The organism is Halorubrum tibetense (assembly GCF_042661865.1).
Taxonomy (GTDB): domain Archaea; phylum Halobacteriota; class Halobacteria; order Halobacteriales; family Haloferacaceae; genus Halorubrum; species Halorubrum tibetense.
Map to the genome: position 1 here is coordinate 1 of NZ_JBHSWW010000048.1, position 13,838 is coordinate 13,838.

Sequence of the window (13,838 nt, forward strand, 5' to 3'; positions counted from 1 at the left end):
CGTCGTCGGAGGTGTCGCACTCGCGGTGCCGTACGGGGTGGCGGCTCCCGGCGACCTGCTCGGGGTGTCGCTCGTCGCCATCGCGGCGATGACGCTGCCGCACGTCGCCGTGGTCGCGTGGCTCGATGGTCGTCAGGGGATCTGGCGGGCGTAACGCGAGAGCGACACCGTCGGCTCGTTCCGTTACACTGGACACCAGTACACACTTTTATCACTGTGTCGTAACATCCACGGATGCGCGAGATCGACTTGGTCCTCGACTGGACACCCAACACGAACCACACCGGCTTCTACGTCGCGGCGGCGGAGGGGTACTACGACGAGCGGGGGCTCGACGTTACGATCCGCTCGCCCGCGACCGACGACTACGAAACGACGCCCGCAAAGCGGGTCGCGACGGGGGACGCGACGCTCGCGATCGGTCCCTCCGAGAGCGTGATCAGCTACTCGACACACCCGGAGCACCCGTCGCTCACGGCGGTCGCAGCCGTGTGTCAGGTCGACCTGAGCGCGATCGTGACGCTCGCCGAGAGCGATGTCGACCGCCCGGCCGACCTCGACGACGGGCGGTACGCCTCCTACGACGCGCGCTTCGAGGATCACATCGTCGCCCGGATGATCGAAAACGACGGCGGCGACGGCGAGTTCGAGTCGATCACCCCGCCGAAGCTCGGGATCCCGAACACCCTCCTCGACGGTGACGCCGACGCGACGTGGGTGTTCACGCCCTGGGAGGGGCTGTTAGCCGAGCGCGCCGGGACCGAACTCGACGCGTTCGGGCTCGACGAGTACGACGTACCGTACGGGTACACGCCCGTCCTCCTCGCCCGGCCGGAGACGATCGAAGCGGACGACGACCGGCTCGCCGACTTTCTCGACGCCACCACCCGCGGGTATCGGTTCGCGGCCGAGGAGCCGGAGACCGCCGCCGACCTGCTCCGGTTGACTGCGCGCGGGATGGACGCCGACGATCCCGAGTTCCTCCGCGAGAGCCAGCGGCGCGTCTCCGAGGCGTATCTCACCGACGACGGCGCGTGGGGCGTGATGGACGAGACGCGGTGGGCCGCGTTCGTCGAGTGGCTTGCCGACGAGGGGGTTCTCACGACGCTCGACGGCGAGCCGATCCCCGCCGACGAGCTGCCGCCCGAGCAGCTGTTCACCAACGAGCACCTCCCGCGGGCGGAGTGAACTGACGGTCGACCGGTGTTCGGCGGCCGGTGTTCGGCGGCCGGTGTTCGGCGGCCGGTGTTCGGCGGCCCGTGTTCGGCGGCCGATCGATCAGATAGGTACTACGAGCGTTCTCAGCGCTTGCTGGCGACGATCAGTATCAACACCGTGTTGCCGAACGTGGCGAGTACCAGATACGCGAGCCCCCCTCCGAGATCGTCGAACCCGGATGCGGCCAACACGTTTAGCCAAGCGAGCACGAGGAGAACGACCGTCAGAACGACGGCAGCAAAGAACACGAAGCTCGTCCGGTCGAACCTGGTGTAGTCCGCGGTTCGATCCGAGGCCGGCTCCGTACCGCTCGTGTTCTTCGGCTCGTCGGGAGGGCTCATACACGGTGTCGGATCCGGTTTCACCCTATTTATATCTCGGTGCCGCCCCCTCCGCGGAGTCGATCCGTCGATGATCGCGACGCGCCTCACGCCTTCGAACCTCGTCCCCGGCCGCACAGCCGCCGGCGACGGGAACGAAGCGTTCGGCCCGTCATCGGCGCAGCGTTCGGCCCGTCATCGGCGCAGCGTTCGGCCCGTCATCGGCGCAGCGTTCGGCCCGTCATCGGCGCAGCGTCTCGCTGCGCGCGTATCCTTATAAGCGCACTCCCGTCCTCCTCGCCCCCCGCACGATCCGTCCCCGGCACGCAGGCCGCAATCGCGGGGGCTCGGTCCCTTCCCGTACGCGACTTATAAGCCTCCGGACGACCGAGCCGGCCGGATCGCGTGGCCGTCATCACTTCCGTATCCGTCCGTTCGGTTATAAATAACCCTCTCGGCACCGGCAGCGAGGGCGAGTCGTCATCCACGGCGTGCGTCGGCTATTTATACGCCTCTCGCAGGAGGACGAGCACCCCGCCGAGCATCGCGAGGTTGCCGAAAAAAGCCAGTCGCTCGCCGCTTTTGTCCTCCGGGTCGGCGTTCCAGAAGTCGTGCATCGTCGCCGTAACGACGACGAGGAACGTCGCCGCCGCGCCGGTCGCGATCCGCGGCGCGCGCCACAGGGCGATCCCGACGCCCGCGACGAGCATCATCCCCGAGGCGAACGGGGCCATCACGTCCGGCATCGGTACGCCCGCCGACTCCGCGTACTCGACCGTCTCGTCCATCTCCCGGAAGTCCTCCGAGGCCTGCGCCGCCAGCCCGACGCCGACGGCGACCCGGCCGAGCCGCGAGAGCGATCCGCCACCCGTCTCCGTGTTGTTATCTCCCATGTGTCAACATGACACTCCGGCCGGGTAAAAGCGTAGCGTGGCACGCGACCCGCGATCCATTTCACCGCGGGGCTCGTATAACGGGTCGATGGAGTCGATCACGTTTCGGGAGCCAACGGCGGCGGACGTCGCGGAGATCGAGGCGCTCGTCACCGCGCACTTCTCCGAGGGGAGCTCCTACACCGTCGATCCCGGCGTCGGCGACCCGGACTATCACGTCCGGATCGCGGAGGACGAGAGCGGTATCCTCGGCGTGATGGCGGTCGACGTGTACGACGACCCGGCCGCCGTCGCCGAGGAGATGTACTTCTTCGACGATCCCGACCTGCTGCCGGCGGCCGATCGCTACGGCCTCCTCGAGATGGGGTACGTCAGGCCCGACGCGACCGGGCGGGGGATCGGGAGCCGGTTGCTTGAGCGGGTCGAGGCGATCGGTCGCGACCACGGCGTGGACTGTCTCCTCGCGGACTCGTGGTATCACGGCGGTGACGACTCGCCGGAACGCCTCTTCGACCGCCACGGGTACGAGACGACCCACCGCGAGCCGTTCGACCGGCCGGTCGAGGAGTGTCCGAAGTGCGTCGATACGTGCGTCTGTGCGGCGGGGCTCGCGGTCAAACGCGTCGAGTAACCGGACTCGATCCGGGCCGAACGCGGTCCGTCTCCCCCCCTCGTGTGCGGTCGTCTGACAAACGCTTAAGTACCACGCGGGCCGATCGGCCGATAATGGGCAACAAGAACAAGACGATCTCGTTCCGCGTCAACGAGGACGCGTTCGAGACCCTCCGAGATATCGCCGAGGAGCGGGACATCTCGCTGTCGGCCGTGTTCCGGGACTACGTGGACACGCTCGTTGCCCACGACGGACAGGTCCGTGTCATCCCGGAGGCGGAGCTCGAAAGTATGGGCGACAGCGGCGAGTCGTTCCCGCCGAAGATCGAGGTCCCGAAGAGCTTCGTCCGCGAACACGAGCGGCTCGAGCTCGAAGCCGACCACCTCCGTGAGCAGCTCGAAGAGCACAAACGCTACGTCAACTACCTCCGCGAGCAGCTCGAAGACGAGGACGAGGACGTGATCCAACTCGAGGACCTCGACGGCGAACCCGACGAACCCTCTTTCCGACTCGGGTGACGTCGCTGTCTCGGTCGAAGACGGGCGTCGTGAACTGCTTATCCTGAGGTCTCCACTTGAAGTAACGGATAGTAGAGTTATACGCCTGAGCAGTGGGGTTCTTCGATCAAACTTTTTTATTTCCGTGCCGGTCTCGACATATGGACTACGACGTGGAGAGCGAGACGACCAGTGAGAGGAGTCCGATACGTCGCGTTGGGGGTGTCCTCCGTAGCCTTGTTAGCTATGCACTGTTCGCCCTCGGGATCCTCGCTTTCTGGTCGTTCTTCGCCCCGTTCCTCGATGTACCGGCCCTCGCATGGCACGCGGTGATCCTGCCCGAAATCGTCGCGCCGACCGAAGGGGACGCCATCGTCAACGTCACACCGCTTATCGCCGGCGTCGTGACGTGTGTCGCTGGTGTCTGGCTTCGGTAGGAACGGGACGTGTTCGGGGCCGAACTACACACGCACGTCCCGATAGAGCCGGTCTCCTCCCTCTCGAAACACTCACTCCACACACCCTGATCCACTCATTTTTCCTCCTCCCCGACGCCGCCCGCGGTTCCGATCCGACGAGAAACCTTCCTGTTTGTCCATTACTGTTCGCCGAATCGGCGATCTCGACGAAAATATTGCCGGATACCCGGCTCAAGATTCAAAAACGTTCGATTATCGCATTTGCTACTGGACAGTTACCTGAACTGGTGGCCTATTTCTGCCCATAATAAATCTTTTACGAAAGCCATATTACCCGGGCGTCGGACAGTTCGCATATGAACAGGTGGGTTCGACTGTGAGCGTGTTCGATAGAGCGTTCGACGACCCGGTTCGCGTCATCGACGAGGACGGCGAGGTCGTCGGCGACGTGCCGGATCTCGACGACGAGACGCTCGTCGACATGTACCGACAGATGCGACTCGCCCGTCACTTCGACGGCCGGGCGGTGAGCCTCCAGCGACAGGGCCGGATGGGAACGTATCCCCCACTCTCCGGCCAGGAAGGGGCACAGATCGGCTCGGCGTTCGCACTCGCCGAGGACGACTGGATCGTCCCTTCCTACCGCGAACACGGTGCGGCCGTCGTCCGCGGTGTCCCGCTGAAAAAGACGCTCCTCTACTGGATGGGTCACGAGGACGGCAACAACGTCCCCGAGGACGCGAACGTCTTCCCCGTCGCCGTCCCGATCGCCTCGCAGGTCCCCCACGCGACCGGCGCGGCGTGGGCGTCGAAACTCCAGGGCAACGACGACGTGTTCCTCTGTTACTTCGGCGACGGCGCGACGAGCGAGGGCGACTTCCACGAAGGGATGAACTTCGCGGGCGTGTTCGACACTCCGAACGTCTTCTTCTGTAACAACAACCAGTGGGCGATCTCCGTCCCCCGCGAGCGACAGACGCGCAGCGCGACGCTCGCACAGAAGGCGCAGGCGTACGGTTTCGAGGGGATCCAGGTCGACGGAATGGACCCGCTCGCGGTGTACAGCGCCACCCGCGCTGCCGTCGAGAAGGCGCGTGACCCCCCGGACGGCCGCCCGCGTCCGACCATGATCGAGGCGGTGCAGTACCGGTTCGGCGCACACACCACCGCGGACGACCCCACTGTCTACCGCGACGACGACGAGGTCGAGCAGTGGAAACGGAAGGACCCGATCCCGCGACTGGAGTCGTACCTTCGGTCGACGGGGGTCCTCGACGACGAGCGGGTCGCGGAGGTCGAAGCGAGCGTCGAGGCGCAGGTCGCCGACGCGATCGACGCGGCCGAGAGCGTCCCGCGGCCCGACCCGCGGGAGATCTTCGAACACGCCTACGAGGAGCTCCCGCCGGAGCTCGAAGCACAGTACGAGCGGTTCGCGGCGCTCCGCGAGGAACACGGTGACGAGGCCTTCTTACACGAGTAATGAGCGAAACACAGAACCTCACGTTGGTACAGGCGGTACGGGACGGGTTACACACGGAGCTGGCCCGAGACGACGACGTCGTCGTGCTCGGACAAGATGTCGGCAAGAACGGCGGCGTCTTCCGCGCCACCGAGGGATTGTACGACGAGTTCGGCGGCGACCGCGTCGTCGACACCCCGCTCGCCGAGTCCGGCATCATCGGCTGTGCGGTCGGGATGGCCGCGATGGGGATGCGCCCGGTCCCGGAGATACAGTTCTCCGGGTTCATGTACCCCGGCTACGACCAGATCGTCTCGCATATGGCGCGGTTCCGAACCCGCACGCGGAGCCGATTCACCCTGCCGATGACGCTGCGTGCACCCTACGGCGGCGGGATCCGCGCGCCCGAACACCACTCCGAGTCGAAAGAGGCGTTCTACGCCCACGAGGCTGGGCTCAAGGTCGTTATGCCGTCGACGCCGTACGACACCAAGGGGTTACTCGCCTCGGCGATACGTGACCCCGACCCGGTCGTCTTCCTCGAACCGAAGCTCGTCTATCGGGCCTTCCGCGAGGCGGTGCCCGACGAGCCGTACACGGTTCCGCTCGGCGAGGCGGCCACCCGTCGCGAGGGCGAGGACGTCGCCGTGTTCACCTACGGCGCAATGGCCCGTCGGACCGTTGAGGCCGCGGAGAACCTCGCGGAAGACGGTATCGAGTGTGAGGTCGTCGATCTCCGGACGATATCGCCGCTGGACCGTGAGGCGATCGTCGAGGCGTTCGAGCGGACCGGCCGCGCCGCCGTCGTCCACGAGGCACCCAAATCCGGCGGCCTCGCCGCGGAGATCACCTCGATCATCCAAGAGGAGGCGCTGTTGTACCAGGAGGCACCCGTCAAACGGGTCGCCGGGTTCGACGTACCGTACCCGCTGTACGCGCTGGAGGACTACTACCTCCCGAGCGTGAAACGCATCGAGGAGGGTATCAGGGAGGCTGCCGAGTTCTAACCATGCCGGTCAAAGAATTCAAACTCCCGGACGTCGGCGAGGGCGTCGCCGAGGGTGAACTGGTGACGTGGCTCGTCGAGCCGGGCGACCGCGTCGAGGAGGACCAACCCGTCGCCGAAGTGGAGACCGACAAGGCGCTCGTCGAGGTGCCGTCGCGGTACGACGGCGTCGTCGAGGAGTTGTTCGTCGCGGAGGGGGAGATGGTCCCCGTCGGCGACGTGATCATCTCGTTCCGCGTCGACGAGGACGGCGAAGCAACTGCCTCGGGAGCCGGAGACGACACGGCGGCCGCCGACGCCGCGGAACCCGCCGACGACGCGGATGACATCTCGGCCGCAACCGAGGAACCACAGACGCCGTCGGGACGAACGTTCGCGCCGCCCTCCGTCCGTCGACTCGCCCGCGAGCTCGGCGTCGACATCGCGGCGGTCGACGGATCCGGTCCCGGCGGCAGGATCGACGAGGGTGACGTGCGGGCGCACGCGGAGTCAGGCGGGGCGACCGACTCCTCCTCGGGTGATGACGCCGGATCCGACGCTGATGGCCCCAAACCGGTCGACATCGGGTCGAGCGATCGAAAGTCCGCGGTCAGTAAGCGGGGCGAGAGCGACCACACCGAGGGTTCGTCGGCGTCGGGCGTGGAGCCGGCCGGCCGCGAGACGACGCTGGCGACGCCGGCGACCCGGAAAGTCGCCCGCGAGCTCGGGATCGACATCGACGACGTTCCGACCGATGAGATGCGGGAGGGCGAGCCGTTCGTCGACGAGGCGGCCGTTCGGGTGTACGCCGAGCGCGACACGGAGGCGACCGTCGTCGAGACGGCGGGTTCGGAGCCCGCGTCGACCCCGAAGTCGGTGTCGACGTCCGACGCGTCCGTATCCGCCCCGGCGTCGGTCGCGGATACGGACGCGCCTGACGCGGTCGAGGAGACGGTGCCCTATCGTGGGGTTCGCCGAACGATCGGCAAGCAGATGGAGCGATCGAAGTTCACCGCGCCCCACGTCACCCATCACGACACCGCCGAGGTCGACGCGCTCGTCGAGGCGCGCGAGCAGCTGAAGCCGAAAGCCGAGGCAAACGGTGTGAAACTCACGTACATGCCGTTCGTGATGAAAGCGATCGTGGCGGGGCTCAAAGAGCACCCGTACCTCAACAGCGAGCTCCGCGAGGACGACGAGGAGATCGCCTTGAAACGCGAGTACAACCTCGGGATCGCGGTGGCGACGGACGCCGGCCTGATGGTTCCCGTCGTCAAACACGTCGACGAGAAGGGCCTCTTCGAGCTGGCCGAGGAGGTGAACGACCTCGCCGCTCGCGCCCGTGACCGGAAGATCAAACCCGCGGAGATGAAGGGCGGAACGTTCACGATCACCAACTTCGGCGCGATCGGCGGAGAGTACGCCACGCCGATCATCAACTACCCCGAGACCGCGATCCTCGGACTGGGAGCGATCGAGGAGCGACCCGTCGTCAGGGACCGCTCCGACGTCGACGAGGGGTTCCTCGACGACGAGGCGGGGACGACCGTCGTTCCCGCGCCGACGCTCCCGCTGTCGCTGTCGATCGACCACCGCGTCGTCGACGGTGCGGTCGCGGCCCGATTCGCGAACACCGTCATGGAACACCTTGAAAACCCACTGCTGCTGTTGAACGAATAATGGTCGTCGGAGATATCGCCACCGGAACGGAGGTACTGGTCATCGGTGCGGGCCCGGGCGGGTACGTCGCCGCCATCCGCGCCGCACAGAACGGACTCGACACGACGCTGGTCGAGAAAGACGCCTACGGCGGGGCCTGTCTCAATCGGGGGTGTATCCCCTCCAAAGCGCTCATCACGGGAAGCAGTCTCGCTCACGAGGCGGGTAACGCCGAGGAGATGGGGATCCACGCCGACCCCGCCGTCGACCTCACGCGGATGATCGAGTGGAAGAACGGGGTCGTCGACCGCCTGACCGGTGGCGTCGAGAAGCTGTGTAAGGCCAACGGCGTGAACCTCATCGAGGGGACCGCCAGCTTCGTCGACGAGCACACCGCTCGCGTTGCACACGGCGGTGACGGACAGGGCTCGGAATCGATCGAGTTCGAGCACGCGATCGTCGCGACCGGGTCGCGACCGATCCAGATCCCTGGATTCGAGTTCGACGAGGAGCACGTCTGGAGCTCCGCGGACGCGCTTGACGCCGACTCGGTTCCCGATCGCCTCGGTGTCGTCGGCGGCGGGTACATCGGGATGGAGTTAGCGACGACGTACGCCAAGCTCGGCGCCGACGTGACGGTCGTCGAGATGCTCGACGACATCCTCGACCCGTACGAGGACGACGTTAAGCGGGTGGTCCGCAAACGCGCCGAGTCGCTCGGCGTCGAGTTCCACTTCGGCGAGGGTGCGAGCGAGTGGACGGAGAGCGGCGACGGCGGGTACCTACTCCACACCGAGACGGAGTCGGGCGAGGCATCGACGTACGGCGTCGATCGGATCCTCGTCGCGGTCGGCCGACAGCCCGTCACCGACGGGCTCGATGTCGAGAACGCCGGGATCGAGACGACCGATCGCGGATTCATCGAGACGGACGACCGCGCTCGGACGTCGACGGAGCACGTGTACGCGGTCGGCGATGTCGCTGGCGACCCGATGCTCGCTCACGCCGCTTCGAAGGAGGGGATCGTCGCGGCCGAGCACGTCGCCGGCGAACCGGCGGCGCTCGATTATCAGGCGATGCCTGCGGCGGTGTTCACCGACCCCGAGATCGGGACGGTCGGCATGACCGAAGCGGAGGCCGAGGACGCGGGCTTCGAGGTCGCAGTCGGCGAGATGCCGTTCAACGCGTCGGGCCGCGCGATGACGACCGGCCACACGGACGGCTTCGTCAGGCTCGTCGCCGACGCGGAACACGGGTTCCTGCTCGGTGGCCAGATCGTCGGTCCCGAGGCGTCGGAACTGGTGGCCGAGGTCGCGCTCGCCATCGAGCTCGGCGCGACGCTGGAGGACGTCGCCGCGACGATCCACACCCATCCGACGCTCGCGGAGGCCGTGATGGAGGCGGCCGAGAACGCGCAGGGGCAGGCGATCCACACGCTGAACCGGTAGGGCGGCTCCCACGCTGTTTCCGTTTTCCGCTCGTCTCGACGTCGAGCGTGAGCGCCATGTCTATAATCTCGGAGGATGTGTTTGATGCGTGCCTTAATTTCACAATTGTTTAAACAGGTTACAACGAGAGAGGTATCTGACCCTCGATCGCTATCATTACCGACTGGTTGACCAAGTGAAAGAGCGATAGCAACAACTCCTAGACTTTGATTTTAACTGGCTTTATTATCAATTAAAAACTATATAAAATCTCAACAGGATGGGGTGGTTAGTGTGGCTCCAGTATTCAGTATCGAGCAATTAAGGGTGGAACTATCAATTTCTGAGGATTTCAACAAAGCCGCATACGTATAAAATACAGGTAGCCAGAAAGCATATTCCTAGAAAACTGAACGATAAAATATGGTGTCACGCTTGTCCCGACGATCCCTCCTTGGACTCAGCACTACGGCGTCGGTCGTATTAGCAGGTTGTTTAGGAGGAAGCGGTGGAGACAAAACCGACGACTTCAACGGTGGTGGTGAAACAGACGACTCAACGACCGAGGACGAGCAGTCCGAAAACGATGAGGATGGTTCGAACGCAACTAATTGTAGCGTTTCGGAACGACACGAGCAGGGCAGAGCCGATCCGATCGAAACGACTGTGTCGGATGATGACGAACCTTGTGGCGTTGAGGCTGCTAGAGCAGCCGTTCGCCACGTGGAAGAGCAATTGGAGACCGAGTTCGATTCAAGCTGGGGGAGCCCTGGTTATGTTAGTAGGTCAGGTGAGGCTAGAGTGAATCTGTTCGCTATTCAGAATACAGACGGTGAATACGTGACTTGTCCACCGGTTTCCTTCGACGAGGTTGTCGAGGTTACTCCTGCTGAAGTGACTGTCAGGATAGAAGTCGAGGATGAGGAGGATGAGGGGTGTACGCATGAGATTTATGTGAATCAGATTGTTGAACAAGAAGGATAAAATCACACTAAATTCGGGGTTGAGCGCCGAAAACGACTTCACCCTTATATACAGCAATTCATCGGGATTTGAGAGTTACTTACCGAACTTCAGCGCCATGGTTCGCCCCTCATTTTATATAGCGATATGTAGTTTAATCCTTACGCCGTCGATTATCATCATTCGTTCAGGATCCGGTTAGAATCGGGTGATGGCGCCGTGATCCGCCTCGGTTTCTCGGACCGGGGACGGATCGATTGACGGATCGACCGGCTTTTTCCTCGTCGGGCCGTTCCACGCGGTATGGCCGACGAGTTCGACCCCGAGAAGTTCGAGGACAAGTACGTCCACTACTTCCCGGAGCTCCAGCGGGCGTACAAGAACGCGTTCAACCAGATGAACGACCGCTACGACTCCGAGTTGATCCACGGGATCGACCAGATGGTGCTCAACGAGTCGGAACCGATGTACGAGGACGGAGAGTTCCGGGTCGAGCTGCCCGAAAACCCCCGTGAGCGGCTCCAGGGGGTCCTCGTCGACGACGAGAAGTTCGAGGCGACGCTCCAGGAGTACATCGACCGGATCGAAACGGAGCTGTACCGGACGCTCGGCGTCGAGGACCCCGCTCCCGACGCGTGAGCCGACGAAACGGGAACGAACCAAAGGCATAAGCACGGCCAACGCCAATCGAAACGCATGAGCACGGAAACGGCCGACGCGGAGAACGACCTCCGCGAGCGCGTCACGAACTTCCTGCGGCGCAACTTCCCACAGATCCAGATGCACGGCGGGAGCGCCGCGATCAGCCACCTCGACATGGAGACCGGCGAGGTCCACATCCAGCTCGGCGGTGCCTGTTCCGGCTGTGGTATCTCCCCGATGACGATCCAGGCGATCAAGTCCCGGATGGTCAAGGAGATCCCCGAGATCGAGACGGTCCACGCCGACACCGGTATGGGTGGCGGAGCGGACGGCGACCTCGGCGGCACCGGTGGCGGTATGTCTCCCTCGTTCCCGGGCGAGACGAGCGACGACGGTGACGACGAAGGGCCGCAAGCCCCGTTCTAAGCGCGGTTCAGTTTTCTCGACGGTTTCCGCCGTGTATCGGCGTTCTCGTGCCGACAGACGTGTCTCCCCGATTCGATGCGGCCGCACGTGGTAAACTATATAACGCGATATAGAAGTCGACTATCGCTGCTCGGCGAGGCCTTACCACCGGTCGGTTTTTTGCCTCGGGGCTGTCACCGCTCTCTATGCACTATCGGGAGGTCGAACCGACGGCGGAGTACGTCGCACGGTTCGAGACCGGCGCGGACTGGCGCGAGGAGATCGAGGACCTCGCCCGCGAGGCGGACGCGGAGGCCGGATGGTTCTCGGCGCTCGGCGCGGTACAGGACGCCGAGGTCTGGTTCTACGACCAAGAGGACACCGAGTATCGCTCCGTAACGTTCGACGAACCGCTGGAGGTCGCGGCCTGTGTCGGTAACGTCTCGTTGCTCGACGGCGACGTGTTCGCGCACACTCACGCGGTTCTCTCGCGGCCGAGCGGGCAGGCGCTCGCCGGCCACCTCGACGCTGCGACCGTCTGGGCGGGCGAGTGCCATTTCCGGGCGTTCGCCGATCCGTTGGAACGCGAGTACGACCCGGTGACCGACCTCGACCTGTGGCTGTGATGGACGGGGAGTGCCGATGAGGCCGGACGACGAGCGGTACTTCGCCCGGATCGAGGAGCGTCTCGACGAGGCGTTCGAGGTCGCGGAGGCCGCAAAGGCGCAGGGGAAGGATCCGGAACCGGAGATCGAGATCCCGGTCGCCCGCGACATGGCCGACCGCGTCGAGAACATCCTCGGGATCGACGGCGTGGCCGAGCGCGTTCGCGAGCTCGAAGGCGAGATGTCCCGCGAGGAGGCGGCCCTCGAGCTCGTCACGGACTTCGTCGAGGGGACCGTCGGCGAGTACGACTCCCGCGCGGGGAAAGTCGAGGGTGCCGTTCGGACCGCGGTCGCGCTGCTCACCGAGGGGGTCGTCGCCGCGCCGATCGAGGGGATCGACCGTGTCGAGCTGCTAGAAAACGACGACGGGTCGGAGTTCATCAACGTCTACTACGCCGGCCCGATCCGGTCGGCCGGTGGGACCGCACAGGCGTTATCGGTGCTCGTCGCCGACTACGCCCGGTCGCTTCTGGGGATCGACGAGTACCACGCTCGGACCGAGGAGGTCGAGCGGTACGCCGAGGAGATCGCGCTCTACGACAAGGAGACGGGCCTCCAGTACACGCCGAAGGACAAGGAGTCGAAGTTCATCGCGAAACACCTCCCGGTGATGCTCGACGGGGAAGCCACCGGCGACGAGGAGGTGTCGGGGTTCCGTGATCTCGAACGGGTCGACACCAACTCCGCGCGCGGCGGGATGTGTCTCGTCGCCGCCGAGGGGATCGCGCTGAAGGCCCCGAAGATCCAGCGGTACACCCGCGAGCTCGACGAGGTCGACTGGCCGTGGCTACAGGACCTCATCGACGGGACGATCGGGGCGGACGCGGACGTCGAGAACGACGCAGCAGACGCCGAGAACGCCTCAGCTGACGCGGACGCCGAGAGCGATACCGTCGATGCCGACGATGGGGGCGTTCCTTCCGACGTAGACGGCGGAGACGGCTCCGAGCCTGACGGCCCGCCGCGGCCCGAACCTTCACAGAAGTTCCTCCGCGACTTGATCGCGGGCCGGCCGGTGTTCACCCACCCCTCCGAGCCCGGCGGGTTCCGGCTCCGCTACGGGCGGGCACGCAACCACGGCTTCGCGACCGGCGGGGTCCACCCGGCGACGATGCATATCGTGGACGACTTCCTCGCCGCGGGAACGCAGATCAAGACGGAGCGGCCGGGGAAAGCCCACGGTGTCGTACCGGTGGACTCGATCGACGGCCCCACCGTGAAGCTCGCGAACGGCGAGGTCCGCCGGATCGACGACCCCGAGGAGGCCCGCGAGATACGCAACGGCGTCGAGGAGATCCTCGACCTGGGCGAGTACCTCGTCAACTACGGCGAGTTCGTCGAGAACAACCACCCGCTCGCGCCCGCGTCGTACGTCTCCGAGTGGTGGATACAGGAGCTCGACGCTGCCGGGGCGGACGTGCAGGCGCTCTCGGACGACCCCCACGTGGACCTCGAACATCCGGACCCGGAAACCGCGCTGTCGTGGGCGACGACGTACGACTGCCCGCTCCACCCGGAGTACACCTACCTCTGGCACGACGTGAGCGTCGCCGCGTTCGAGGCGCTCGCGGACGCGGTCGCCGACGACGACCCCCAGACCGCACAGTTCGCTGCGACCAGCCTCCAGAGCCTCGGCGGACCGGTCGTGGAGGACCGGCTCCTCGATCGGGTCG

At 65.2% G+C, this 13,838-nt stretch carries 15 protein-coding genes and 1 pseudogene; 14 read left to right on the forward strand and 2 right to left on the reverse strand.

All coding sequences use genetic code 11. From position 1 onward, the window contains the following. The coding region (locus ACFQEU_RS05350) for a Brp/Blh family beta-carotene 15,15'-dioxygenase (RefSeq protein WP_379780034.1) at positions 1 to 154 on the forward strand (154 nt) is incomplete at its 5' end. A gap of 80 nt (positions 155 to 234) precedes the next feature. After that, entirely contained in the window at positions 235 to 1,188 is a 954-nt protein-coding gene (locus ACFQEU_RS05355; RefSeq protein WP_379780012.1) for an ABC transporter substrate-binding protein, read from the forward strand. A gap of 113 nt (positions 1,189 to 1,301) precedes the next feature. On the opposite strand, the gene ACFQEU_RS05360 is transcribed toward ACFQEU_RS05355, so the two are convergent. Both ACFQEU_RS05360 and ACFQEU_RS05365 read right to left on the reverse strand, forming a co-directional pair. Further along, positions 1,302 to 1,559, reverse strand: a complete 258-nt coding sequence (locus ACFQEU_RS05360) for a hypothetical protein (RefSeq protein WP_379780014.1) — start codon at positions 1,557 to 1,559, stop codon at positions 1,302 to 1,304. Between the two features lie 479 nt (positions 1,560 to 2,038). Further along, a complete protein-coding gene (locus ACFQEU_RS05365; protein ID WP_379780015.1) occupies positions 2,039 to 2,431 on the reverse strand; it encodes a DoxX family protein in 393 nt (130 codons plus the stop codon). A gap of 88 nt (positions 2,432 to 2,519) precedes the next feature. Here ACFQEU_RS05365 and ACFQEU_RS05370 point away from each other — a divergent pair, with 88 nt between their 5' ends. The 12 genes and pseudogenes from ACFQEU_RS05370 to ACFQEU_RS05425 form a co-directional block, all read left to right on the forward strand. Further along, entirely contained in the window at positions 2,520 to 3,062 is a 543-nt protein-coding gene (locus ACFQEU_RS05370; protein ID WP_379780016.1) for a GNAT family N-acetyltransferase, read from the forward strand. Positions 3,063 to 3,157: 95 nt separating this feature from the next. Continuing rightward, entirely contained in the window at positions 3,158 to 3,562 is a 405-nt protein-coding gene (locus ACFQEU_RS05375) for a DUF8146 domain-containing protein (protein WP_066412396.1), read from the forward strand. Positions 3,563 to 3,702: 140 nt separating this feature from the next. Then, positions 3,703 to 3,978 (forward strand): hypothetical protein, encoded by a 276-nt coding sequence (locus tag ACFQEU_RS05380; protein ID WP_379780017.1) that lies wholly within the window; start codon positions 3,703 to 3,705, stop codon positions 3,976 to 3,978. A gap of 358 nt (positions 3,979 to 4,336) precedes the next feature. Next, positions 4,337 to 5,440, forward strand: coding sequence for a pyruvate dehydrogenase (acetyl-transferring) E1 component subunit alpha (pdhA, locus tag ACFQEU_RS05385; protein WP_379780019.1), 1,104 nt, complete (start codon positions 4,337 to 4,339; stop codon positions 5,438 to 5,440). Next, a complete protein-coding gene (locus tag ACFQEU_RS05390) occupies positions 5,440 to 6,426 on the forward strand; it encodes an alpha-ketoacid dehydrogenase subunit beta (RefSeq protein ID WP_379780021.1) in 987 nt (328 codons plus the stop codon). Before pdhA ends, ACFQEU_RS05390 begins: the two co-directional genes overlap by 1 nt. A gap of 2 nt (positions 6,427 to 6,428) precedes the next feature. Beyond that, positions 6,429 to 8,084 carry a 2-oxo acid dehydrogenase subunit E2 gene (locus ACFQEU_RS05395; RefSeq protein WP_379780023.1) on the forward strand — a complete coding sequence of 552 codons (1,656 nt, stop codon included), beginning with the start codon at positions 6,429 to 6,431 and terminating at the stop codon, positions 8,082 to 8,084. After that, positions 8,084 to 9,511 (forward strand): dihydrolipoyl dehydrogenase, encoded by a 1,428-nt coding sequence (gene lpdA / locus ACFQEU_RS05400; protein WP_379780025.1) that lies wholly within the window; start codon positions 8,084 to 8,086, stop codon positions 9,509 to 9,511. The genes ACFQEU_RS05395 and lpdA overlap by 1 nt, the downstream gene beginning before the upstream one ends. 402 nt (positions 9,512 to 9,913) lie before the next feature. Continuing rightward, complete coding sequence (locus ACFQEU_RS05405; protein ID WP_379780027.1) at positions 9,914 to 10,474, forward strand: hypothetical protein; 561 nt, start codon at positions 9,914 to 9,916, stop codon at positions 10,472 to 10,474. Between the two features lie 282 nt (positions 10,475 to 10,756). Then, a complete protein-coding gene (locus ACFQEU_RS05410; protein ID WP_379780028.1) occupies positions 10,757 to 11,092 on the forward strand; it encodes a DUF5783 family protein in 336 nt (111 codons plus the stop codon). Positions 11,093 to 11,149: 57 nt separating this feature from the next. Then, positions 11,150 to 11,521: a NifU family protein gene (locus tag ACFQEU_RS05415; RefSeq protein ID WP_379780030.1), complete on the forward strand. Its 372-nt coding sequence runs from the start codon at positions 11,150 to 11,152 to the stop codon at positions 11,519 to 11,521. 185 nt (positions 11,522 to 11,706) lie between these two features. Further along, positions 11,707 to 12,126, forward strand: coding sequence for a PPC domain-containing DNA-binding protein (locus ACFQEU_RS05420; protein WP_379780032.1), 420 nt, complete (start codon positions 11,707 to 11,709; stop codon positions 12,124 to 12,126). Positions 12,127 to 12,142: 16 nt separating this feature from the next. Then, positions 12,143 to 13,838, forward strand: a pseudogene (locus ACFQEU_RS05425) (hypothetical protein); the annotation flags it as partial.